This is a genomic window from Siccirubricoccus phaeus (assembly GCF_008360935.1).
Classification (GTDB): Bacteria; Pseudomonadota; Alphaproteobacteria; order Acetobacterales; family Acetobacteraceae; genus Siccirubricoccus; species Siccirubricoccus phaeus.
In genome coordinates, this window is record NZ_SRXO01000001.1 from 457,683 (window position 1) to 481,344 (window position 23,662).

The 23,662-nt window shown below is 71.7% G+C and carries 20 protein-coding genes; 4 read left to right on the top strand and 16 right to left on the bottom strand.

The features are described from left to right. The first annotated feature begins 2 nt into the window (after positions 1-2). Entirely contained in the window at positions 3-803 is an 801-nt protein-coding gene (locus tag E5N76_RS01965) for an MBL fold metallo-hydrolase (RefSeq protein WP_149535616.1), read from the top strand. Between the two features lie 716 nt (positions 804-1,519). Continuing rightward, a complete protein-coding gene (gene mazG, locus E5N76_RS01970; RefSeq protein ID WP_149535617.1) occupies positions 1,520-2,299 on the top strand; it encodes a nucleoside triphosphate pyrophosphohydrolase in 780 nt (259 codons plus the stop codon). Positions 2,300-2,463: 164 nt separating this feature from the next. Here the strand turns inward: mazG and E5N76_RS01975 are convergent, their stop codons facing one another. From E5N76_RS01975 to dusB, 11 genes are all read right to left on the bottom strand, one after another. Beyond that, positions 2,464-3,288 carry an inositol monophosphatase family protein gene (locus tag E5N76_RS01975; protein WP_149535618.1) on the bottom strand — a complete coding sequence of 275 codons (825 nt, stop codon included), beginning with the start codon at positions 3,286-3,288 and terminating at the stop codon, positions 2,464-2,466. Continuing rightward, positions 3,285-4,562, bottom strand: coding sequence for a GTPase HflX (gene hflX / locus E5N76_RS01980; RefSeq protein ID WP_235907537.1), 1,278 nt, complete (start codon positions 4,560-4,562; stop codon positions 3,285-3,287). Before hflX ends, E5N76_RS01975 begins: the two co-directional genes overlap by 4 nt. A 67-nt stretch (positions 4,563-4,629) precedes the next feature. Beyond that, positions 4,630-4,950 carry an RNA chaperone Hfq gene (gene hfq, locus E5N76_RS01985; RefSeq protein ID WP_149535620.1) on the bottom strand — a complete coding sequence of 107 codons (321 nt, stop codon included), beginning with the start codon at positions 4,948-4,950 and terminating at the stop codon, positions 4,630-4,632. A 173-nt stretch (positions 4,951-5,123) separates the two neighbouring features. Continuing rightward, on the bottom strand, positions 5,124-6,512 hold the full coding sequence (locus E5N76_RS01990; protein ID WP_149535621.1) for a class I SAM-dependent methyltransferase: 1,389 nt from the start codon (positions 6,510-6,512) through the stop codon (positions 5,124-5,126). Then, a complete protein-coding gene (locus E5N76_RS01995) occupies positions 6,509-7,159 on the bottom strand; it encodes an HAD family hydrolase (RefSeq protein ID WP_235907538.1) in 651 nt (216 codons plus the stop codon). The genes E5N76_RS01990 and E5N76_RS01995 overlap by 4 nt, the downstream gene beginning before the upstream one ends. 4 nt (positions 7,160-7,163) lie before the next feature. Then, positions 7,164-8,036 (bottom strand): D-amino-acid transaminase, encoded by an 873-nt coding sequence (locus tag E5N76_RS02000; protein ID WP_149535623.1) that lies wholly within the window; start codon positions 8,034-8,036, stop codon positions 7,164-7,166. Between the two features lie 233 nt (positions 8,037-8,269). After that, positions 8,270-9,682, bottom strand: coding sequence for a nitrogen assimilation response regulator NtrX (gene ntrX / locus E5N76_RS02005; RefSeq protein ID WP_149535624.1), 1,413 nt, complete (start codon positions 9,680-9,682; stop codon positions 8,270-8,272). Continuing rightward, positions 9,672-12,011: a sensor histidine kinase NtrY-like gene (locus E5N76_RS02010; protein WP_149535729.1), complete on the bottom strand. Its 2,340-nt coding sequence runs from the start codon at positions 12,009-12,011 to the stop codon at positions 9,672-9,674. The genes ntrX and E5N76_RS02010 overlap by 11 nt, the downstream gene beginning before the upstream one ends. A gap of 182 nt (positions 12,012-12,193) precedes the next feature. Beyond that, positions 12,194-13,633: a nitrogen regulation protein NR(I) gene (ntrC, locus tag E5N76_RS02015; RefSeq protein ID WP_149535625.1), complete on the bottom strand. Its 1,440-nt coding sequence runs from the start codon at positions 13,631-13,633 to the stop codon at positions 12,194-12,196. Beyond that, on the bottom strand, positions 13,633-14,805 hold the full coding sequence (locus E5N76_RS02020) for a two-component system sensor histidine kinase NtrB (RefSeq protein ID WP_149535626.1): 1,173 nt from the start codon (positions 14,803-14,805) through the stop codon (positions 13,633-13,635). The genes ntrC and E5N76_RS02020 overlap by 1 nt, the downstream gene beginning before the upstream one ends. A gap of 11 nt (positions 14,806-14,816) precedes the next feature. After that, entirely contained in the window at positions 14,817-15,950 is a 1,134-nt protein-coding gene (gene dusB / locus E5N76_RS02025; RefSeq protein ID WP_149535730.1) for a tRNA dihydrouridine synthase DusB, read from the bottom strand. 243 nt (positions 15,951-16,193) lie between these two features. Between dusB and E5N76_RS02030 the strand changes: the two genes are divergently transcribed. Further along, positions 16,194-17,348 (top strand): bifunctional 2-C-methyl-D-erythritol 4-phosphate cytidylyltransferase/2-C-methyl-D-erythritol 2,4-cyclodiphosphate synthase, encoded by a 1,155-nt coding sequence (locus E5N76_RS02030; protein ID WP_149535627.1) that lies wholly within the window; start codon positions 16,194-16,196, stop codon positions 17,346-17,348. 216 nt (positions 17,349-17,564) lie between these two features. Here E5N76_RS02030 and E5N76_RS02035 read toward each other — a convergent pair whose 3' ends face one another. The 4 genes from E5N76_RS02035 to E5N76_RS02050 all read right to left on the bottom strand — a co-directional run bounded on the left by E5N76_RS02035 (position 17,565) and on the right by E5N76_RS02050 (position 20,485). After that, on the bottom strand, positions 17,565-17,894 hold the full coding sequence (locus E5N76_RS02035) for a hypothetical protein (RefSeq protein WP_149535628.1): 330 nt from the start codon (positions 17,892-17,894) through the stop codon (positions 17,565-17,567). Next, positions 17,891-18,826, bottom strand: a complete 936-nt coding sequence (locus E5N76_RS02040) for a DnaJ C-terminal domain-containing protein (RefSeq protein WP_149535629.1) — start codon at positions 18,824-18,826, stop codon at positions 17,891-17,893. The genes E5N76_RS02035 and E5N76_RS02040 overlap by 4 nt, the downstream gene beginning before the upstream one ends. Before the next feature lie 98 nt (positions 18,827-18,924). Continuing rightward, positions 18,925-19,245, bottom strand: coding sequence for a divalent-cation tolerance protein CutA (cutA, locus tag E5N76_RS02045; protein ID WP_149535630.1), 321 nt, complete (start codon positions 19,243-19,245; stop codon positions 18,925-18,927). A gap of 73 nt (positions 19,246-19,318) precedes the next feature. After that, a complete protein-coding gene (locus E5N76_RS02050; protein ID WP_149535631.1) occupies positions 19,319-20,485 on the bottom strand; it encodes an acetyl-CoA acetyltransferase in 1,167 nt (388 codons plus the stop codon). Positions 20,486-20,826: 341 nt separating this feature from the next. Here E5N76_RS02050 and E5N76_RS02055 point away from each other — a divergent pair, with 341 nt between their 5' ends. Continuing rightward, complete coding sequence (locus E5N76_RS02055; RefSeq protein WP_149535632.1) at positions 20,827-22,386, top strand: acyl-CoA carboxylase subunit beta; 1,560 nt, start codon at positions 20,827-20,829, stop codon at positions 22,384-22,386. Between the two features lie 272 nt (positions 22,387-22,658). Here the strand turns inward: E5N76_RS02055 and E5N76_RS02060 are convergent, their stop codons facing one another. Next, positions 22,659-23,615, bottom strand: a complete 957-nt coding sequence (locus E5N76_RS02060) for a TIGR03557 family F420-dependent LLM class oxidoreductase (protein ID WP_149535633.1) — start codon at positions 23,613-23,615, stop codon at positions 22,659-22,661. Positions 23,616-23,662: the final 47 nt, after the last annotated feature.

The window sequence follows — 23,662 nt, forward strand, 5'->3', positions numbered from 1 at the left end:
CGATGCTTCGGATCACCCTCCTCGGCTGCGGCGGCTCCGGCGGGGTGCCGCTGCTGGGTGGGGTGGGCGAGGGGGGTGAGTGGGGCGAGTGCGACCCCGCCGAGCCGCGCAACCGCCGCACCCGCACCTCCGCCCTGGTGGAGGGGCCGGAGGGAAAGCGGCTGCTGATCGATGCCGGGCCCGATCTCCGCCAGCAGCTCCTGGCCAACCAGGTGGCGCGGTTCGAGGCGGTGGTCTTCACCCATGCCCATGCCGACCACATCCTCGGCATCGACGACATCCGCCAGATCAACCGCAACACCGGCCGGGTGGTGGATGCCTATGGCACCCGCACCACCTTGCAGAAGCTGGATGATCGTTTCGACTACGCCTTCATCGGCCCGACGCCGCCTTTCTTCTACCGGCCGGCGCTGGAGCCGATCCGGGTGGAATATGGCGAGACCCGCGAGATCGCCGGCCTCCCGGTGCAGGTCTTCCGCCAGGACCATGGGGTGATGGACACGCTCGGCCTCCGGATCGGGCGCTTTGCCTATTCCACCGACGTGGTGGCGCTGCCGGAGGAAAGCCTGGCGGCGCTGGAGGGGCTGGATACCTGGGTGGTGGGCTGCTTCCAGAAGCGGCCGCACAAGGTGCATGCGCATCTGGACCAGGTGTTCGAATGGGTGGCGCGGCTGCGGCCGCGCCGGGTGGTGCTGACCCATATGGGCACCGCCATGGACTACCAGGCGCTGCGGCGGGAGTTGCCGCCGGGCATCGAGCCTGGCTTCGACGGCATGCGGCTGGAGGTGGCGCTGCCCGGCTGAGGCGGGCCGCCCGATGGACGGGGTCAGCCGGCGGCGCGTGCGGGGCTCAGCCGGGCGGAGCGGGCCATTGACCCGTAAGGCGTCACTGGCGAGCTGAAGCCGGCGCCGCAGGCAGGTCCAGCTATGGCGGCGGCGGCCCAGGGCCGTGGTGCCGTCGCCGGGTCCGATCGCCGCGGCGGTCATGTTGGCACTGGCAGGCTGCCGCCAGCCATCCGCCGAGGCGATCTGCGCCGGGTGCGGTGCGGCGACCGGAGCGCCTCGATTCCACGAATGTCGTCCGAAGAGCCGCAGCCGGCTGCCTAGGCCGCGCCAGCCGAGGCGCGACGGCCAAGGCGATTGGTCGGAGACCCCCAGGGGCGAGCTGAACGAAGCGGGATCAAAAGCGGCCCGGCCAGCGCGCAGCCGCGTTTTCCCAGCCTTATCCACCACCAGATATTTTTCCATAATATACCTTATGCGGCAAATACGGGCAGAGGATGGTGCCGGGCCGTATCGGCCGGCGGCGTCGCGGCCCCTTCCCATATTCGCGTCATGTTCCCCTTCCACCCCGCCGGGCTTGGCGGCCCGGCTGCTCTCCCCTAGAGCGTGATCGGTTGAGGTCGAATCGACCGAAACCGTGAATCACGCGACCGAGCAATGAGCTAGAGCGGGGCGGGTGAGCGCAGCTCAACCGATCCCGCTCTAGGGACAGCGCGCGCCCGAAGGAGCCGATGCCCATGCCAGAGACCGCCGAAACCGCGCTGCGCCGGCTGCTCGAGATCATGGCGCGGCTCAGGGCACCGGTCGGCGGCTGCCCTTGGGACCAGGAGCAGAGCTTCGCCACCATCGCCCCCTATACGGTCGAGGAAGGCTATGAGGTGGCCGCCGCCATCGCCGCCGGACCCGATATGCCGGCGCTGCTGGATGAGCTGGGCGATCTGCTCTTCCAGGTCGTCTATCACGCCCGGATGGCGGAGGAGCTCGGCGCGTTCGACTTCGCCGCGGTGGCGGCGGCGATCGCCGACAAGATGATCCGCCGCCACCCGCATGTCTTCGGCGAGGGCGCGACGCCGGGCTGGGAGGCGCTGAAGGCGGAGGAGCGCGCGGCGCGCGCCGAAAGCGGCACCCTGGCCGGGGTGCCGACCGCCCTCCCCGCTTTGACCCGGGCGCTGAAGATCAGCCGGCGCGTCGCCCGGGTGGGCTTCGACTGGCCGGACCCGGAGGCGGTGCTGGAGAAGCTGGCGGAGGAGGTGGCGGAGCTGCAGGCCGAAATCCCCGCCGGCGCACCGGAGCGCCTGACGGATGAGGTGGGCGATCTGCTCTTCGTCGTGGTGAATCTGGCGCGCAAGCTGGGGGTCGATCCGGAGCAGGCGCTGCACGGCGCGAATGCGAAATTCACCCGCCGGTTCAATGCCGTGGAGGCGCGCCTGGCGGCGGAAGGTCTGGCGCCGGCAGATGCCGGCCTCCCGCGCATGGAGGCCGAGTGGCAGGCGGTGAAGCGGGGGGAGAAGGGTTAAGGGGTGTAGACCGCCCCCCGCCCCGGCCCTCTCCCGCGGCGCGGGGGAGGGAGACGGGTGGCTCCACCCCCGCCCGAAACGCGGACCGGGGTCCAGGGTCAGATCCTGGCCCCGGCGGGAGCGCAGCGGGCAGAGCCTTCTGCCGGGGTCCAGGGCGGAGCCCGCTACACCGCGATCAGCGTCGCGTGCAATTCTTCCCAGCCCTCCCGGTTCGGCGCCACGATCAGCCCGCCGGTATGCTCCACCGGGCGGTAGGGCGTTCCGTCGAACCGCGCGGCGTACCCGCCGGCCTCGCGGTGCAGCAGCCAGCCCGGCCCGTGGTCCCAGGGGTAGAGCCGATTATAGACCAGCGCATGGGCGTGGCCCTCGGCCGCCAGCCGGTATTCGTGCGCCGCGCAGCGCAGCCCGACCACCGCCCCCAACCGCGGCAGCCTTGCCGTCACCTGCGCCTTCAGCGCCGGCGCCATATAGCCCCAGGAGACGGCGGCGATCATCCGCCCCACCGGCACCGGCGCCGCCACCTGCAAATCCCGCCGCTTCCCCTCGGCGGTTTCGATCCAGGCCCCCTCCCCGCGCAGCGCCATGGCGGTGTCGTCGCCCACCGGGTCGTGGATCCAGCCGGCGATCACCTCGCCGCGGTGGATGGCGGCGGCCATGCAGCCGAAGAGCGGCAGGCCGGCGGCGAAATTGGCGGTGCCGTCCACCGGGTCGACCACGAAGGCCAGCTCCGCCCCGGCCAGCTTGCCGAGCAGCGCCGGGTCCGCCGCGCACCCCTCCTCTCCCACCACCAGGCAACCGGGGAAGAGGCGCTGCAGCCCGGCCTCGATCACCCGCTCCGCCGCCTCATCGGCATCTGTCACCAGATCCAGCGGGCCGGTCTTGGTCCGCACCGCGGCAGCGTCCAGCCGGCGCCAGCGCGGCAGGATTTCGCCCTGTGCCGCCTGGCGGAGGAGCCCGGCGACCTCACCGGCCCGGGCGGCGGTGATCATGCCGGCTCCTGCTCGAAGCGGGCGCGATCGGCCGGGCTGAGGCGGACGCGGATATGGATGTCGCCCTCCGCCTCGCGCCGCTCCATCACCTCGCCATGGCGGTAGAGCCAGGCGAGGCGGGCGCCGTCGCCGGCGGGGATGGCGTAATCCACCAGCTCCATGCCGGCGGCGAGGCGCGCATCCAGCACCTCCCGCAGATGGTCCAGCCCCTCACCCGTCAGGGCGGAGACGGGGACGCCCTGGGCGGCGTCGCCGCCCGGCAGCGCCGCGGTGCCGCCCAGCAGATCGGCCTTGTTCAGTACCTCGATGACCCGGGACTCCCAGCAAGGGTCGAGGGTCGGGTGCGGTCCCTCCGCCATCTCCCGCAGCACGCGCAGCACATCGGCGCGCTGGGCGGCGCTGTCCGGGTGGGCGACGTCCCGCACATGCAGGATGATGTCGGCTGCCGCCACCTCCTCCAGCGTCGCGCGGAAGGCCTCGACGAGCTGCGTCGGCAGTTCGGAGATGAAGCCGACCGTGTCGGAGAGGATGCCGCGCCGGCCGGACGGCAGGCGGATGCCGCGCATGGTGGGATCGAGCGTCGCGAAGAGCTGGTCCTGGGCATAGACGCCGGCGCCGGTCAGCGCATTGAACAGCGTGGACTTGCCGGCATTGGTGTAGCCGACGAGCGCGATGACCGGATAGGGCACCTTCTCCCGCTGCTTGCGGTGCAGGCCGCGGGTGCGGCGGACCTGGTCCAGCTCCTTCCTGAGCTTCACCATCCGCTCGCCGATCAGGCGGCGGTCGATCTCGATCTGGGATTCGCCCGGGCCGCCGAGGAAGCCGAAGCCGCCGCGCTGCCGTTCGAGGTGGGTCCAGGACCGCACCAGGCGGGTGCGCTGGTAGTCCAGATGGGCGAGCTCCACCTGCAGCGCGCCCTCCCTGGTCCGGGCGCGCTCGCCGAAGATCTCGAGGATCAGCCCGGTGCGGTCGATCACCTTGCAGCGCCATTCGCGCTCCAGGTTGCGCTGCTGCACGGGCGTCAGGGCGGCGTCCACCACCACCAGCGCCACGCGCTGGTCGCTGATCTCCTGCCGCGCCGCCGCCACCTGTCCTTCCCCCAGCAAGGTGCTGGGCCGCTTCTCCCGCAGCGGGAAGATGGCGGTGTGGACGATGGTGACGCCGATGCTGGCCGCCAGCCCCACAGCCTCGGCCAGCCGCGCCTCGGCGGCGCGGGGCGTGCCATCGGCCACCGGGGCCAGCGCCCGCAGCGGACGCTCGAAGGGCAGGATCACCGCGGCGCGGGTCGGTCCGGTGTCGGTGCCGTCCCCGCGGTCATTGGCTGGCGGCGGTAGACCGTGCTCAATCGGTCCCGACAGGATTGACCTCGCGGCTCATGGTGAGGGTGGTCCCCTCGCGCGTCACGGTCGCGGCGCCGCCCTCGCGGGCCGCCGTGGCGTCGAAGAGCTGGATCGGCGCACCCGGCATCACCGTGCTGATCGCGTGCTTGTAGACGAGCTGGGTATGCCCGTCCCGGCGCAGCAGCACCGAGAAATTGTCGAACCAGGTAATGATGCCCTGAAGTTTGACGCCATTGACGAGGAAGATCGTCACCGGCGTCTTGCTCTTGCGAACGTGGTTCAGGAACACGTCCTGCACGTTCTGGGACTTCTCGGCTGCCACGGCTCTGTCCTTCTTTTTCTTGGCGGGCGGCCTGCGGGCGTCCCGCCGCGGCGGGGGCCAACCCGCCAAGGGGTGCCACATTCCCAGAGGGGCGAGGGCAATGCAAGACGTTGCACTGCACCATTTCGCGGCTGGGCGAACACGGATCGTATCAAATGAACGGTTTCGCCGGCTCAGCCGCGCCGGCGTGCGAGAACCAGGTCGTGGTAGCCGCCCATGCCGCCCTCCTGCACCTCCAGGATCTCCAGATGCTGGCCCCAGGCGCGGTGGATCTGCTCCGGCAATTGGCTGGCGAGGAAGGGCCGGCCGGGGGCGGCGGGGCGCAGCACGCGCCAGCCCTCCCGCCGCCAGGCGAGGAATTCCGCGGGGCGGCGGGAGGCGGCGACGAAGCCCATCTTGCCGAGGCTGGTGAGCAGGGCGATGCCGCCGGGCCGCAGCACGCGGGCCAGCTCCGCCAGCCAGGCGGCCTGGGCCGGCTGGTCGAGATGCGGCATGACGCCCAGGGCCAGGACCGCATCCATGGTGGCATCGCGCAGCTCGAGCGGCGGTGCCGGCGGCGAGACGGCGAAGCGCGCCCCGGGCAAGGCGGCGCGGCACCAGGTGATGGCGGCGGAATCGGAATCCAGGCCGAGATAGCGCGGGCCGAGCAGCGGCAGCAGATAGCGCCCCACCCGGGCACAGCCGCAGCCCCAATCCAGCACCCCCTTCGCCCGGGCGAGGCCGCCGGGCAGCACCCGGCCGAGGGCGCGGGCGACCAGCTCCGCGGCGCTGGCGCCGGAGCGGTCGAAGCCGGCGGCATCGCCGATGGGATGGGCGCGCTGGCGCAGCACCTCCGGCGGCTGCGGCACCGCGGCGGCGGGGACCCAGACATCCTGGCCGGGGGCGAGGCTGCGGCCGGCGGCATCGGCGAGGGTGACATGCCAGGGCGGCGCCAGGGGGGCAGCCCTCTTCCCTTTCCCTTGGCCCTCCCCTTGGCCTTCCCCGCCCAGCGCCAGGGAGAAGCGGAAGCGAGGGGAATCGAAGCGGCCGGCAAGGCCCAGCGCATCGACCACCTCCGGCGCCGGGCGGCGCAGCCAGGTCATGCGCGCGGGCCGGCCATTGACCAGCAATTGCAGCTTCTGCGGCTGGGCGCGGGGCGGGATGGCCCAGCCGGCGCCGCTGAGCTGGCCCTTCGCTTCCGCCACGCTCTCCAGCACCCAGAGACCCTGGGACAGCGCCTCCTGCTTCCAGGCGCGCAGCAGCTCCTCCGCCGGCTGCGCCAGGCGGGCCTTCGGGTGGTCGAAGATGAGGCTGCGATCCTCCGCCGCCAGCAGGCGCAGATGGCAGGGGGCGGGGTCGCACAGGGCGGCGGGGATGGCCCAGGCGAAGCCGCCCTTGCCGTCGCCGAGCCCGGCCTTGACCAAGCCGGGCAGCACCAGCTCCGGCACCAGCTCCGCCACCACGGCGCCGTTCACCTCGATGGCGAGGCGGGGCGCGCGGCGCTCCTGCCGGTCCCAGGCCCAGCCCATCAGCCGGCCGCGCGCCACCGCCTCCACCTTGCCGATGAAGCGGCGTTCGGTCACCGGACGGGCGGGTCCCTGAGCCAGGCGGCCAGGGCGGCGGCATCCGGGAAGGCGAGGTCGGGGGCGACATTGGCGACGCCGCCATCATGCGCGGCATCGCCCAGCAGCACGGCGGTGCAGCCGGCGGCGCGGGCGGCCTGCATGTCGAGGGCGGTGTCGCCGATATACCAGGTGGCGGGGCCGGAGGCGGCGCCGAGGGCCGGGAAAGCGAGGCGGAAGGGCGCCGGGTCCGGCTTGTCCGCCGCGGCGTCGCCAGCGCCGAGCAGGATGCGGAAATGCCCCGCCCAGCCGAGATGCGCCGCCTCCGCCCGCAGCAGCGGGCCCTGCTTGTTGCTGATGACGCCCTGGGGCAGGCCGATGGTGGCGACGGCGAGGATCGCGGCCTCGGCCGCGGGCATGGGGGAGAGCACCTGGAGGTGGCAGGCGCGGACGCCGGCATAGAAGATGTCGCGCGCCCGCTCCCACTCCGCGCCGAAGATCTCGGGGAAGCTTTCGCGCAGGCTGCGGCGGACATTGCGCAGCACCGTCCCGCGGTCCCATTCCGGCAAGGCGAATTCGCGGAAGGCGGCGTTCAGCCCGTGCTGGATGGCGGCCCAGCCATCCACCAGGGTGTTGTCCCAATCCCAGAGGATGGCGCTGGGGCGCATGGGGTCAGGCCGCATTCCTGAGATCGCCCTTCACATGCCGGGCGAAGATCTCGAAGAGCCTGCGGACCACCGGGCCGACCTGGCCATCGCCCACCGGGGCGCCGTCGATCTGCGTGATGGGCTTCACGAAGGAGGTGGCGGAGGTGAGGAAGGCCTCGCGGGCCCGGCGCATCTCCGCGAGGGAGAATTCGCGTTCCTGATAGGGGATGCCGGCGGCGGCCAGCTCCGCCAGCAGCGCGGCGCGGGTGCAGCCGGGCAGGATGGCCTGGCTGAGCGGCCGGGCGCGGATGCTGCCCGCCTCGTCCACGATCCAGAAGCTGGTGGCGGCCCCTTCGGTGACCATGTCGGTGGCCGGGTCGTAGAGGATGGCCTCGATGGCGCCGGCCTCGCGAGCCGCCTGGCGGGCGAGGCAATTGGGCAGCAGGTTCACCGTCTTGATGTCGCAGCGGGCCCAGCGGAGGTCGGGCTGGGTGATGGCGGCGGCGCCCCAGCGATCGACATCCGTCGGGTAGGGCGGGATGCGCTTCACCGTGACGACCAGGGCGGGCGGCACCGGGCGCTTCGGGAAGGCATGCTCCCGCGGGGCGACGCCGCGCGTCACCTGCATGTAGAGCAGCCCCTCCGTCACCCGGTTGCGGCGGGCGATTTCGGCCAGCACATGCAGCAGGGCGGCGCGGGACATGGGGCTGGGCAGGCGGATCTCGCGCAGGGAGCGGTCGAGGCGGTCCAGGTGCAGGTCCGCGTCGATGAAGCGGCCCTGGTAGAGATGCACCACCTCATAGATGCCGTCGCCGAATTGATAGCCGCGATCCTCGATATTCACCTCGGCCAGGCGCTGGTCGAGGTAGCGGCCATTCACATAGGCGATGCGCGACATGGAAACCCCGGATTGCGGCGGCCGCGAGGATAGACCGGAACGGGCGGGCATCCGAGAGGGGCTCTGCCCCTCTCGTGCTCGCCCCGCCAAGGGCCGAAGGGCCTTTGGAAACCATGAGTCCGCGGCGAGCAGGTTCGACCGGCAGACTGAAGGCACCTTTCGGGTTTTGGGCGCAGCGCGTCCAAGGAGGAGGGTCGCACCGTCAGAGGCGCCTCACGGTGCGACGCCCTCCCTCAGGCCAGCCCCGCCGCCGGCGGCGCCCGGTCCTCCGCATGCACGCCGAGGAATTTCAGCTTCCGGTGCAGCGCGCTGCGCTCCATGCCGACGAAATTCGCCGTGCGGCTGATATTCCCGCCGAAGCGCAAAAGCTGCGCCTCCAGATACTGCTTCTCGAACAGCTCCCGCGCCTCGCGCAGCGGCAGGGTCATGATCTCGGAGGAGCGGTCCAGCTTCAGCATCGCCGGCGCCGCCGAGCCCACCTCCGGCGGCAGCATCTCCGCCCGGATCGGCTCCCTGGGCTCGCCCGGCGCCATGATCAGCAGCCAGTCGATCAGGTTGCGCAGCTGCCGCACATTGCCCGGCCAGTCATAGGCCTGCAGCGCCGCCAGCGCGTCCTCGGCGATCTCCCGCGGCGCCATGCCGGAGGTCTCGCCGGAGCGGGCCATGAAATGCCGCGCCAGGGAGGGCACATCCTCCCGCCGCTCCCGCAGCGCCGGGATCTTCAGCGGCACCACGGCCAGGCGGTAATAGAGGTCCTCGCGGAACCGCCCCGCCGCGATCTCCGCCTGCAGGTCGCGGTTGGTGGTGGCCAGCACGCGCACATCCACCTTCACCCGCGTGGCGCCGCCGATGCGCTCGAAGCCCTGCTCCTGCAACGCACGCACGATCTTGCCCTGGGTCTCGAGCGGCATGTCCGCCACCTCGTCCAGCAGCAAGGTGCCGCCATGGGCACGTTCCAGCACGCCGGCGCGGCGCGGCTGGGCCAGCGGGTCGGGCCCGGCCTCGACGCCGAACAGCTCCTCCTCGAAGCGCGCCGGGTTCAGCGTGGCGCAGTTCAGCGCGACGAAGGGCCCGTCGGCGCGGCGGGAGCGGGCATGGATCATCCGCGCCGCCACCTCCTTCCCCGAGCCGGCCGGGCCGGTGATCAGCACCCGGCTGCCGGTCGGCGCCACCCGCTCGATGGCGGTGCGGAGCTGGGCGATGGAAGGCGACAACCCCACCAGCTCCGTCTCCGCCCCCGCGCGCAGCCTGAGCTCGGAATTCTCCCGCTTCAGCCGCGCCGCCTCCAGCGCGCGCGCCACGATCAGCAGCAGCCGGTCGGTCTTGAAGGGCTTCTCGATGAAGTCGTAGGCGCCCTGCTGGATGGCCTGCACGGCGGTCTCGATGGTGCCATGGCCGGAGATCATGACGACCGGGACCTGCGGCTCCTCCCGATGCAGCGCCTGCAATATGCCAAGCCCGTCCAGCTTCGACCCCTGCAGCCAGATATCCAGCACCACCATGGAAGGCCGGCGCTGCTTGAAGGCCGCCAGCGCCTGGTCGGAATTGCCCGCCTGCCGCGTCTCGTAGCCCTCGTCGGACAGGATACCCTCGATCTGGGCGCGGATGTCCGGCTCGTCATCGACGATCAGAATCTCATGCGCCATGCGCGCGCCTCATGCTGCCATCGGGACGATCCGCCTCCTGCGCGGCCGGCCTTTCCTGGGCCGGTCTTTCCTGGACCGGGCGCCAGGGCAGGGTGAGCACCGCGCGGGCCCCGCCGGGAGAGTTCGCGTTCCCCCCTGGCCCGCCCGGCCGGTCCTCCAGCCCCAGCCTGCCGCCATGGTCCTCCATGATCTTCTTCACGATGGCAAGACCGAGGCCGGTTCCTTTCGCTTTGTGAGTCACATAGGGCTCAGTCAGACTGTCGCGCTCATCGCCCTGGGGCAGGCCGATCCCGTCATCCTCCACCGCGATCGTCACCCCCTCCTCCTCCGGCTCGATGCGCACGGTGATGTGTCCGCGCAACTCGCCGGGGCGCGGCGGCCCGGACTCCGACTCGGGCGCGGCGCGCATGGCGATGGCGTCCGCTGCATTCTGCAACAGGTTCACCAGCGCCTGGTTCATCAGGCGGCGATCGCAGGGCACCACGGGGGCGGCCTCGGGCTGCTCCAGCCGGTACTCGATCTCGGGATGCGCGTCGCGCTGCAGCACCAGCGCATCGCGCGCCACCTGGGACAGGTCCTCCGGCTTGATCACCGGCTGGGGCATGCGGGCGAAGGCGGAGAACTCATCCACCATGCGGCCGATATCGCCCACCTGGCGCACGATGGTCTCGGTGCAGGCGACGAAGGTCTCGGGATCGGTGGTGATCTGCTTCAGGTAGCGGCGCTTCAGCCGCTCCGCGGAAAGCTGGATGGGGGTCAGCGGATTCTTGATCTCATGCGCGATGCGCCGCGCCACATCCGCCCAGGCGGCCTTGCGCTGGGCGGAGAGCAGCTCGGTGATGTCGTCGAAGGTCAGCACATAGCCGGTGATTTCCTCGCCGCTCGCCGGGCGTTCCACGGCCAGCCGCGCCAGCAGGGTGCGGCGGTGGGAGGAGGGGCCGATGCGGATCTCCGCATCGCGCGGCTTCTCCGGGCCCACCCCCGGCCCGGTGCCCGCCCCCTCCCCCGGCCCTTCCGCCGCCAGCGTCGCCAGCAGCGGGGCGAATTCCGGCACCACCTCGGCAAGCTTCAGCCCGATGGCGGCATCGAGATCACGGCCCAGCAATTCGCTCGCGCGGCGATTCGGCAGGTTGATCCGGCCATCCCGCTCCAGCCCCACCACCCCGGCGGAAACGCCCGCCAGCACCGTTTCGGTGAAGCGGCGGCGATCGTCGATCTGGCGATAGGCCTGCAGCAGTTCCGAACGCTGCGCCGCGAGCTGGTTGGTCATGCGGTTGAAGGCGCGGGCGAGGCTGGCGACCTCCTCATCCGCCGCCCCCTCCTCCACCCGCGTCGCCAGGTCGCCGGCGCGCACCCGCTCCGCCGCCACGATCAGCCGCCCGATGGGGCGGGCCAATTGATTGGCCAGCACGAGGCCGATCAGCACCGCCGCCAGCAGCACCAGCAGGGCGGCGATGGCGAAGATCATGACGAAGGTGATCTGCAACCCGGAGCGGTTGCGGTCCAGCTCGTTATATTCGAAGACCGCCGCCTCCACCGAGCGCTGGTGCAGCAGCACGGTGGTGTCCAGCGGCCTGCCGATCAGCAGCATCCAGCCGCCGGAGCCGATGGGACCGATATCGAGGTTGATCACCGCCCGCACCCGGTCCTCCGCCGGGATCACCGCGACATCGCCGAGGCGGGCGGTGGCGATGGCGTCCTCCGGCGGCGGGTCCAGGGTGAAGCTGGTGGTGTAGCCGGCATGGGCGATGACCTGCAGCGTGGCGGGGTCGAAGACCACCGCCTCGGTCAGGTTGCGCAGCGCGGTATGCGTCGCCATCAGCCGGGCGAAGGCGAGGCCGTTATCCGGCAGCAGGACCCGGGCGCGGGAGAGGTCGGCGGCCATGGCCAGGGCATCGCCGCGGATGGTGTTGCGGTGCTCCTCCAGATAGCCGCGGCTGGCCTGCAGGCTGGCTTCGAGGGCGGTGCGCACCCGGTCGCTGAACCAGGTCTCGATGCCGAGGTTGAAGAACAGGGCGGCGAAGACCGCCACCAGCATGGCCGGCACCACCGAGACCACGCCGAAGAGCAGCACCAGCCGCACATGCAGGCGGGAGCCGGCGGAGCCCCGGCGGCGATCCGCCCAGACCCGCACCAGCCGCCCGGCCAGGGAGCCGAGCAGCAGCAGGATGACGGCGAGGTTGACCAGCACCAGCCCGACCACGGTGCCGGGCTTGGTCGGGCCGAAGGGGCTGCCCTCCGACAGGACGGAGAAGGTGGCGATGCCGAGCAGCAGCGCCCCGACCGCGAGGCCCAGCGTCATGCCGCGGCCGAGCAGCAGATCGGCCATCCGCCGCACCGGGCGGCGGCGTTCCGGGCGCGGCGGCGCCGGCTCGCCCGGCTGCGCCTCCGCCGGCACCTCCGCCGGCGGGCCCGCCTGCCTACCCGGCTGCACGCCCGCCTGCACGCCCTGGGGGGGCGCCCCGCCTTGGCGCTCGGCCGAAGCCGCGGCGCGGGCGGGGAAAAGGCGCATCAGCCCAGCCCGCGCACCACGGGCAGGTCGAGCTCCCGGATCTTCTTCCGCAGGGTGTTGCGGTTGAGGCCGAGCATCGCCGCCGCCTTGATCTGGTTGCCGCGCGTCGCGCCGAGGACGAGGCGCAGCAGCGGCCGCTCCACCTCCGCCAGCACCCGGTCATAGAGGTCGCGCACCGGCAGCCCGTCCTTGTGCGCCGCGACGAAGGCCTTCAGGTGGCGCTCCACCGCCTGTTCCAGCGTCTCCGGCCCACGGGCGCCGGAGTCCGCCGGCGGCTCGGCCTCGGAGAGCTCGGTGCTGACGGCGTCGGCGTCGATCGTCTCCTGCGCGTAGAGGGCGGCGAGCCGGCGCATGAGGTTTTCCAGCTCCCGCGCATTGCCCGGCCAGGCATGCTGCTTGAGGCGCTCCAGCGCCTCCGGGCTGAGCTGCTTGGCAGGCAGGCCGGCATTCCGGGCACGGTCGAGGAAATGGCGGGCGAGCAGCGGAATATCCTCCAGCCTTTCGCGCAGCGGCGGCAGGCGAAGGGGGACGACGTTCAGGCGGTAGAACAGATCCTCCCGGAACAACCCCTGCCGGATGGATTGCCGCAGGTCGCGATGGGTGGCGGCGACGATCCGGACATTGGCCTTGATGGGGGTGCGGCCGCCGACGGTGGTGAACTCGCCCTCCTGCAGCACGCGCAGCAGCCGGGTCTGCGCCTCGGGCGGCATGTCGCCGATCTCGTCGAGGAAGAGGGTGCCGCCCGCCGCCTGCTCGAACCGGCCGACGCCGCGGTTCAGCGCGCCGGTGAAGGCGCCGCGCTCATGGCCGAACAGCTCGCTCTCGATCAGCTCGCGCGGGATGGCGGCCATGTTGATGGCGATGAAGGGGCCGCCGCGGCGGCGGCCGTAATCGTGCAGGGCGCGGGCGACCAGCTCCTTCCCGGTGCCCGACTCGCCGGTGATCATCACCGTCAGGTCGGTGGTCGTGAGCCGGGCGACGGTGCGGTAGATCTCCTGCATCGCCGGGCTGCGGCCGACCAGCGGCAGCCGTTCGCCCGCCTCCTCCTCCTCCGCCTCGGCCGGCGCCTGGGGGGTGGCGAGCGCCCGCTCCACCACCGCCATCAGCTCCTTCAGGTCGAAGGGTTTTGGGAGATATTCGAAGGCGCCCCGCTGCGCCGCCTTCAGCGCCGTCATGAAGGTGGACTGCGCGGACATCACCACCACGCGAAGATCGGGCCGCACCCGCTTGATTCGCGGGACAAGATCGAGCCCGTTCTCATCCGGCATCACCACATCGGTGATGACGAGGTCCCCTTCCCCATCCTCCACCCAGCGCCAGAGGGTGGAGGCGGAGGAGGTGGCGCGCACCTGGTAGCCATTGCGGCCCAGCGCCTGGCTGAGCACGGTGCGGATCGCCCGGTCGTCATCGGCGATCAGGATGGTACGGTTGTCGGTCATCAGCGGTCCCTGAGGCGCGGCAGCCCCGAATTGCCCGTGGTGGCGGATGCGTCGCGCATCCCGGGCGGCGGCATGGCCAAGGAAAGGCGGAACACCGTCCGGCCGGGACGGCTGTCGCATTCGATCAACCCGCCCTGGTCGGCGACGAGCTTCGCCACCAGGGCGAGGCCGAGCCCCTGCCCGCCGCGCTTCGTGGTGACGAAGGGCTCGAACAGCGTGGCGCGGACGGCTTCCGGGATGCCCGGGCCATTGTCCCGCACGCTGACCTGCAGCGGCAGGTGGACGCGGTCCCGGCTGCCCGGCACGGCGATGCGGACGCCATGGTGATAAGCGGTGGAGAGCACGATCTCGCCGCCAACCGGATCAACGGCTTCGGCGGCGTTCTTCACCAGATTTAGCAGGATCTGCACGAGCTGGTCGCGGTTGCCCCAGACCAAAGGCAAGGAGGGGTCGTACTCCTCCACCATCCGCAGATGCGCGGCGAAGCCGGTCTGGGCCACGCGCTTCACATGGTCCAGCACCTGGTGGATGTTCACCGGCGCCAGATCCACCGGCCGGTCGGAGAACATGTCCATCCGGTCCACCAGATGGCGGATGCGGTCGGCCTCATCCTGGATGAGCTGGCACAGCTCGCGATCCGCCGCCTCCGCCCCCTGTTCCAGCAATTGCGCTGCGCCGCGAATGCCGGAGAGCGGGTTCTTCACCTCATGCGCCAGCATTTCCGCCATGGCGGAGGCGCCGCGCGCCGCGCCCATGAAGTTGAGCTGGCGGTTCATCATCTGCGCCGTCGAGCCGTCCTGCAGCGTCAATACCACCCCGCCCGGCATTTCCGGCAGCGGCCCGCCATGGGCGGCGACGCCGCGGCGGTGCAGGCGGGGGCTGTCCAGCGTCAAATCATGGTCGGAGACCGGCGCCTCATGCTGCCGCACCTGGGCGAGCAGGGCGAAGAGCCGGCTATCCTCCGGCAGCAGGTCCGAGAGCCGCATGGCGGCGAGGGTGGCGAAGGAGAGCTGGAAGAACAGCTCCGCCGCCGGGTTGACGTAGCGGAAGCGGTTCTCCGCATCCAGCACCACCGCCGGCATGGGCAGGGCGGCCAGCAGGGTGGCGGCGTCCGGCAGGGGGATTTGCGGCGGGGCGGCGCTGCGGGTGGCGAGTGGCGGGGTCCGCGGCATGGCGGCCGTCCTCACGCCGCCATCCGCTCCGCGGCCTCCCCGGCGGCCTGGGCTTTCGTCTGGAAAGCGGCACGGGCGGCTTCCAGCCCCTGGTCCAGCAGCGGCTGGTAATAGGCGTGGATCAGCGATTCCACTTCAGCTTCGGCATCCACCTGGTTGATCCGGCTGCGGAACTCGGCAGAGCCGGGCAGCCCCTTCGAGTACCAGGCGAGGTGCTTGCGGGCGAGGCGCACGCCGGTCTGGCTGCCATGATGGCTGAGCATGTCCCGGTAATGCTCGAGAAGAATGGCCAATTGTTCGGCCAGGCTCGGCTCCGCTTGCATCTCGCCCGTGGCCAGGTATTCGGCGACCATGCGGGGGAACCAGGGGCGGCCATAGCAGCCACGGCCGATCATCACCCCATCCGCGCCGGACTGCCGCAGCGCCTCCGCCGCATGCTCGGGCGAGAGGATGTCGCCATTCACCAGAACAGGGAGTTGTACCGCTTCCTTTACTTGTCGCACGAAGGCCCAATCCGCCGTGCCGGTATAGAGCTGCTGGCGCGTGCGACCATGGATGGTGACGAGGCGGATGCCGCATTCCTGCGCGATGCGGGCGAGGCGCGGGGCGTTCAGCGAGTTGTGGTCCCAGCCCATGCGCATCTTCAGCGTCACCGGGACGGCGACCGCCTTCACCGTCGCCTCCAGGATGGCGGCAGCCTTCACCTCATCCCGCATCAGCGCGCTGCCGGCCTGCTGGCCGACCGCCACCTTCTTCACCGGGCAGCCGAAATTGATGTCGATGATGGCGGCGCCGCGATCGGCGGCGAGCTTCGCCGCCTCGGCCATCACGGCCGGCTCGCAGCCGGCAAGCTGCACGGCGGAGGGGGCGCCGAACCCGTCCACCTCGGCCATCTTCAGGGTCTGCCGATTCTCCCGCACCATGGCCTGGCTGGCGATCATCTCGCTGACGACCATGCCGGTGCCCTGGGCGCGGGCCAGGCGGCGGAAGGGCAGATCCGTCACGCCCGACATCGGTGCCAGGTAGACCGGCGTTTCGATGCGCACCGCGCCGAGCTGGATCGGCTGCAATCCGGGCTTCGGCGTAAGCGTCGCCTGCGGGGATGTGGCCGGCGGGGCTGTGGCATGAGGGGCGGGCAGGGTCATGCTCATGATTTGGGCAAAATAGGCGAGATCGCGTCCTTCGGCAACGCACCATGGCCCGGCGCCGCCCGGGCTGGTGAAATTTTTGTCGTCGCGTCGCGGAAAGGGGACGGTTCAGGCCCTTGGCAGCTTCGGCGGACTGGTCCCGGCCGGCGCGGCGGCGCCGGGCTGCCTGCGGTGCCGGCAGGGGAATGGCCGCCGGTCGGGTGCCTTCGCGCCCTGGCCGGGGCGCTCTATACCGCCGGCATGACCGTCATCGCCCTTCTCATGGCCGCCGGCAGCGGCCAGCGCTTCGGCGCGGCGCAGCCGAAGCAATACCTGCCCCTGCTGGGCCGCGCCGTGCTGCGGCATGCGGCGGAGGCGCTGCTGGCCGGGGGCGGCGTGGCGGCGATCCAGCCGGTCTGCGCCGCGGGCGAGGAAGCCCGGGTGGCAGCGCTGCTGGAAGGGCTGCCGGCGCTGCCGCCCGTGGTCGGCGGCGCGACGCGGCAAGCGAGCGTCCGGGCGGGGCTGGAAGCCCTGGCGCGGCGCGACGAGCCGCCCGCGGCGGTGCTGGTGCATGACGCCGCGCGGCCGGTGGTGCCGGCCGGCACCATCCCTGCCCTGCTGGCGGCGCTGGCAACCCACCCCGGCGCCATCCCCGCCCAGCCGGTGGCGGATACGCTGAAGCGGGCCGAGGGTGGCGTCATCGGCGGCACCGTGCCGCGCGCCGGGCTGTACCGGGCGCAGACGCCGCAGGCCTTCCGCTTCCCCGCGCTGCTGGCGGCGCATCGCAGCACCACCGCGGAGGCAACGGACGACGCCCAGCTTCTGGAACTGGCCGGCGCCGAGGTGGCGCTGGTGCCGGGCGCCGAGACCAATGTGAAGATCACCTTCCCGGAGGACCTCGCCCGGGTGGAGGCCCTGCTGATGACCCGCCTGATCCCTCGAATCGGCACCGGCTTCGACGTCCACCGCACCGAGCCGGGCCGCCGCATGGTGCTGTGCGGGGTGGAAGTGCCCTGCGAATTCGGCCTGGAGGGGCATTCCGACGCCGATGTCGGCATCCACGCGCTGTGCGACGCCATCTACGGCGCGCTGGCGGAGGGGGATATCGGCCGCTGGTTCCCGCCCTCCGAGATGCGGTGGAAGGATGCGGACAGCGCGCTCTTCCTCCGCCACGCCGCCGGGCGCATCGCGGCGCGCGGGGGGGTGCTGGCGAATGCCGATGTAACGCTGCTCTGCGAGCGGCCGCGCATCGGCCCGCACCGGGAGGCGATGCAGGCGCGGCTGGCGGAGCTGCTGGGGGTGGCGCCCGGCCTCATCGGGGTGAAGGCGACAACCACCGAACGCCTGGGCTTCACCGGGCGCGGCGAGGGCATCGCAGCGCAGGCGGCGGCCATGGTGCTGCTGCCGATGGGCTGAACAGGAGAGAGCGGGGACTCCGCCCGATACGCGCGAAGGTGGGAATGGGGGCTCCGCCCCCATGCCCCCGGCAGAGGGCGCCGCCCTCTGCACTCCCGCCGGGGGGAAGAGCTTCCCCCCGGACCCCGCCATAAGTTTGCCGGTTGAACCCACGGGGGCAAAACTCCCGCCGGGGCCCGTTCCCCGGCCCCCGGTCCGGGGCTTGGACTTGGCGGTTCAGCCGCCCCCGCCCCGCGCCGCCGCCAGCACCGCCTGGCGCACCGCCTCCGGCTGCCGGTCCAGGGCGGCGAGCAGCGCCTTCACCGTGCGGCGGGCGTCGTAAAGCTGGTCGAGCAGGGAGAGGACCAGCGGCATCACCTCCTCCTCCAGCTCCAGGGTGATGCGCAGCTCGGCCAGCAGGCGGCAGCGGGCGACATCCATCTCGGTGAAGGCCCAGCCGCCGCCGGGCGCCGCCTCCGCCAGCAGCCAGCGCCGCTCGACCCACAGCGTGACCTCGGCCGGCGGCACCCCCGGCACCTGGCGGAGCAGGTCGTCCAGCGTGATCATGGCGCGCGCATCCCGGCCCGGGGGTCGCCCCGGTCTTCCGGCGTCCAGTTGCGGAGGAATTCCTCCAGCGCCGGCTCCGGCCCGGCCGGCAGCACGACGTGCAGCACCGCGATCTGGTGGCCGCCGCCGATGCCGCGGCCGCGCAGGCGAAGGCGGGTGCCCTCGCCGGAATGCGGCGGGATGGTCATGGTCACCGGCCCCTCGATCGTCGGCACCTCCACCCGGGCGCCCAGCACCGCCTCCTTCAGCGTCACCGGCAGGTCGAGCAGGATGTCCTGGCCCTCGCGGCGGAAGAAGGGGTGCGGCTCGATTTCGAGGATGGCCAGGGCGTCGCCCGGGGGTGCGCCCTCGCCGCGGCCGGGCATGCCCTGGCCGGGCAGGCGCAGCACCGTGCCCTCCTCCGCCCCCTTCGGGATGGTGACGGAAAGCCGCCGGCCATCCGGCAGGGTCACCTGGCGCACCGCGCCGCGCACCGCATCCAGGAAGGACACGCGGAGGGAAAGCTGCAGATCGGCGCCGCGCCGCGGGCCGCCGCGGCGGGCGGCACCGCCGAAGGCGCGGGCCAGCAGCTCCTCAAAATCCTCCGGGTCCAGCTCGGCGGGATCCGCATCCTCCATGCCGAAGCCGCGGGAGCGGTAGCGGGCGCCCTGCGGCCGCTCCGCCCAATCCCGCCAGCCGCCGGCGCCCGCGCCGCCGGGCGGGGCGTGCTCGGCGCCGGAGGCGTCGATCTCGCCGCGATCGTAGCGGGCGCGCTGCTCCTCGTCGGAGAGCAGGGCATAGGCGGCGCTGACGGATTTGAAGCGGGCTTCCGCCTCCGGCTTGTCCGGGTTGGCGTCCGGGTGCCATTGCTTGGCCAGGCGGCGATAGGCCTTGCGGATCTCCGCCGCGGTGGCGGTTTTCGGCACGCCGAGGACGGCATAGGGATCCTCCATGCCGGCGATCTCTCCCCTCGATCCGGCGGCAGGCTATCGCCCCGGCCCGGCGGCAACAAGCGGCACGGCCAGGGCAGCCCCCCAGGGGGCAGGATGCCTCAGCCGGTCTGCGCGGCGACCCAATCCAGGAATTCGGCATCGCCCATGGCGGCCGGCAGCGCCAGGATGGCGGGCAGGTTGTAGCTGTGCAGGTCGCGGATGCGGGCGCGCAGCGCCTCGAAGCGCGCGCGGGTGGTCTTAGCGAGGAAGGCGGCTTCCGGGCTTTCCTCGATTTCGCCGTCCCAGCGGTAGATGGCCATGTGCCCCGGCAGGATGTTCACGCAGGCCGCGAGCCGCTCCTCCACGAGGACGCGGCCGATCCGCTTGGCTTCGTCCTGGTTGGCGGCGGTCACGTAGACCAGGACGACGTCCGTTGCCATTGGCAGACTCCTGGTTTCCAAAGGCCTTTCGGCCTTTGGCGGGAGGGTCCAGGGAGGGCAGAGCCCTCCCTGGTTACGCGCGTTCGAGGATGGACACGTAATTCGCGACCGCCGCGCCACCCATGTTGAAGATCCCCCCGATCTCGGCTTTCGGCAGTTGCATGGCGCCGGCGGTGCCGGTGAGTTGCATCGCCGTCAGCACATGCATCGAGACGCCGGTGGCCCCGATCGGGTGGCCCTTGGCCTTCAGCCCGCCGGAGCGGTTCACCGGCAGCTTCCCATCCGGCGCCGTCCAGCCTTCCAGCACGGCCTTGGCCCCCTGCCCTTCCGGCACCAGCCCCATCGCCTCGTATTCGATGAGTTCGGCGATGGTGAAGCAGTCATGCGTCTCGACGAAGGAGAGGTCGGTGACGGCGCCGAGCCCCGCCTGGTCGAGCGCCCGGGACCAGGCCTCGCGCGGCCCTTCGAAGCGGGTGATGTCCCGCGCCGCGATGGGCAGCAGGTCGTTCACCTGCACCGCGGCGCGGAAGCGCACGGCCTTGCCGAGGGATTTCGCCGTCTCCGCATCGGTGATGACCAGCGCCGCGGCGCCATCGGAGACGAGCGAGCAATCGGTGCGCTTCAGCGGCGGGGCGACGAAGGGGTTCTTCTCGCTCTCGGCGCGGCAGAAGGCGTAGCCGAGATCCTTCCGCATCTGCGCCCAGGGATTGTCCACGCCGTTCTTGTGGTTCTTGGCGGCGATGGCCGCCAGCGCGTCGGACTGGTCGCCATGGCGCTGGAAATAGGCCTCGGCGATGCGGGCGAAGACGCCGGCGAAGCCGCCGCGGATATCCTGCTCGGTCTTGCGGTAGCTGGCGTTCAGCAGGATCTCGCCGACCTGGGCGCCCGGCGTCGCCGTCATCTTCTCCGCCCCCAGCACCAGGGCGAAGCGGCCGCGCTTCGCCGCCAGGAAGTCCAGCGCGCCAAGGATGGCGGCGCTGCCGGTGGCGCAGGCATTCTCGTAGCGGGTGACGGGCTTGAAGCGCAGCTCCGGCACGGATTGCAGGATCAGCGAGCTCGGAAAGCCCTGGTTGGTGAAGCCTTCGCCGAAGACGCCGAGGAAGCCGGCATCGATCTCGGCCGGGGAGATGCCGGCATCCTCGATGGCGGCGCGGCCGACCCGGGCGAGAAGGGATTCCAGGTCCGGCTCCTCCAGCTTGCCGAAGGGGGTATGGGCCCAGCCCACAATGCAGGCATCCATGACGTTCTCCCGTGTTCCGTGCGGCTGGGGCATGGTCCGCGCAATTCGCCGCGCGGACCATGCCCCGGCCTGTTGCCCGAGCGCGCGATTCACGCCTCCGGGCGTTCCGCCCTGCGGCGATCACGCGCCAGGATAGGCCCGTCCCCCCTGCCCGGCTACCACCCCCGCTACCCCCTTGCGGCCTATCGTGCTTCCCTCGGCCACCTTCGCGCCGGCCGGAAGCGGTCAGCGGGAAGGTGGCCGAGAAAGGTGATCCGGAGCAGCTTATCTCAGCCTGGCTGGAACGATGCCCGTTCCAGCCAGGCTAAGGCTGCCCTGGCCCAAAGCCCGGAGGGAAACGGATGAGCTGGCAGCCCGAACTCGATGAATTGCGCGCGCGCGAGGCCATGGCGAAGGCCATGGGCGGGCCGGACAAGGTGGCGCGGCAGCACCAGGGCGGCAGGCTGACGGTACGGGAGCGGATCGACGCCATGCTCGACCCGCATTCCTTCCATGAGATCGGCGCCATCGCCGGCCGCGCCAGCTATGGGCCGGACGGGGAGCTGAAGGAATTCACCCCGTCGAATTGCGTCATGGGGCGCGGGAGCGTGGCGGGGCGGCCGGTGGTGATCGTCGGCGACGATTTCACCGTGCGCGGCGGTAGCGCCGACGCCACCATCCGGGACAAGCCGATCATGGCGGAACGGATGGCGGCGGAGCTGCGCCTGCCCATCATCCGGATCATCGAGGGTTCGGGCGGCGGCGGCTCGGTGAAGACCATCGAGACCACCGGGCGGGCCAACCTGCCGGGCGGGGTGGGCGGCACCTGGCTGTACCACCATACGGGGGACAACCTCTCCCGCGTGCCGGTGGTGGCGCTGGGGCTTGGCTCCGTCGCGGGGCTGGGGGCGGCGCGGCTGGCGGCCTCGCATTTCTCGGTGATGACGAAGGAGACCGGCGCGATGTTCGTCGCCGGGCCGCCGGTGGTGAATGCGCTGGGGCACAACCTCTCCAAGGCGGAACTCGGGGGGTGGGAGATCCAGTGCAAGGCGGGCGCGGTGGACCATGCGGTGGACACGGAGGAAGAGGCCTTCGCGGCGGCCCGGCGCTTCCTCTCCTACCTCCCCGCCTCGGTCTTCGAGCTGCCGCGGCGCGAGCCCTGCGAGGACGACGCGACGCGGCGGGAGGAAAGCTGGCTGAGCGTCATCCCGCGCGACATCCGGAAGCCCTACCGGGCGCGGACGATCCTGGAAGGGCTGATGGATCGCGGCTCGGTCTTCGAGATGGGGCGGTATTTCGGGCGCTCCATCATCACCGCCTTCGCCCGGCTGGGGGGCATGCCGGTGGCGGTGATCGCCGGCGACCCGATGTTCTATGCCGGCTCCTGGACCGCGGATGCCTGCGCCAAGGTGATCCGCTTCGTGGATCTGGCGGATACCTTCCACCTGCCGGTGGTGCATCTGATGGACTGCCCGGGCTTCATGATCGGGCTGGAGGCGGAGAAGGCGGCCACCATCCGCTGGGGGGTGCGGGCCATGGCGGCGATCAACCAGTGCAGCGTGCCCTGGTGCACGGTGGTGCTGCGCAACGCCTTCGGCGTGGCGGGGGCGATCCACCAGCCGGCGGGGCGCTACACCATACGCTATGCTTGGCCCTCCGGCCGCTGGGGCAGCCTGCCGCTGGAAGGCGGGATCGAGGCGGCCTACCGGGCGGAGATCGACGCGGCGGAGGACAAGGGGGCGAAGCTGGCGGAGATCGAGGCGCGCCTGCAGAAATTGCGCTCGCCGCTGCGGACGGCGGAGGCGTTCTGGGCGGAGGAGATCATCGATCCCAGGGAGACGCGGCGGCTGCTGTGCGAATTCGCCACGCTGGCGCAGCGGGTGCTGGAGCCAGGGCAAAGGGCGCGAGGGGTGCGGCCTTAGAGCGGGATCGGCTGAGCTGCGCCCACCCGCCCCGCTCTAGCTCATTGTTCGGTCGCGTGATTCACGGTTTCGGTCGATTCGACCTCAACCGATCACGCTCTAGGTTCGATCGGGAGCCGCCCCGGACCCCGGTGCGGGTTCCGCCCCGTTGGAGCCGACGGCGCTGCCTGCTGCCCTGCCGCGGCCTCGCCGCGGCAGGCTGCGCGCGGCGCTGGATATGGGCAGCCTTCGGGGACCCCACGAAGCCGCGCAGCAGCTTTGTGGGGAAAGAATCATCGCCGCAGCGCGGGCGCCAGCTCGCGCTCGAAAAGGGCGATGAACCGCTCCTGCTCCGGCCCGATCTGCGTCAGGATGATGTGGTCGAAGCCCGCCTCGACATAGCGGTGGATCGCCTGCAGATGCGCCTCCGCCCGCGGCCCGCAGCTCACCTGCTTGCCGACCATCTCCGGCGTCACCTGCTCGCTCGCGGCGTCGAAGCTGCCGGTATGCGGCAGCTCCGCCATCACCGGCCAGCCGGAGAGCGACCAGCGGAAATAGCGATGCGCCATCTCCTGCCCCGCCGCCTCGCTTTCCGCCACGCAGAGCCCCACCTCCGCATAGCAGGGGCCGCGGCCGCCGGCCTGGCGATAGGCCTCCACCAGCTCCTTCTTCGGCTCGGTGGCGATCATGCCGTGGCTCTTCTTCGCCGCCAGCCGCGCCGCCTCCGGCCCGCCGGCGGCCAGCACCAGCGGCACCGGATGCGCCGGGCGGTCATAGAGCTTCGCATGGTCCAGCCGGTAGTACCGGCCCTCATACTGCGTCATCCCGCCGCCGAGCAGCCCGCCAAGGATATCCAGCGCCTCGGAAAGCCGCGCATGCCGTTCCACCACCCCCGGCCAGCCGGTGCCGATGACATGCTCGTTCAGCCGCTCCCCGGCGCCGAGGCCGAGGGTGAAGCGGTCGCCGCTCAGCAGCGCCACGGTGGCGGCGGCCTGGGCGATGATCGCCGGGTGGTAGCGGAAGAGCGGGCAGGTGACGGCGGTCATCAGCCCGATGCGCGTCGTCGCCTGGGCCATGGCCCCCAGCACGGACCAGGCGAAGGAGGAATGCCCCTGCTCCTCCAGCCAGGGCGAGTAGTGGTCGGAAATGGCGGCGAGGTCGAAGCCCGCCGCTTCCGCCCGCTGCAGGTTGCGGACCAGATCGGCGGGGCCGTGCTCCTCCGCCATCAGCTTGTAGCCGAGCTTCACCATCGCACCCTCGCCTTGCTGCCGGAGCCTGGCTAGAGCGGGATCGGTTG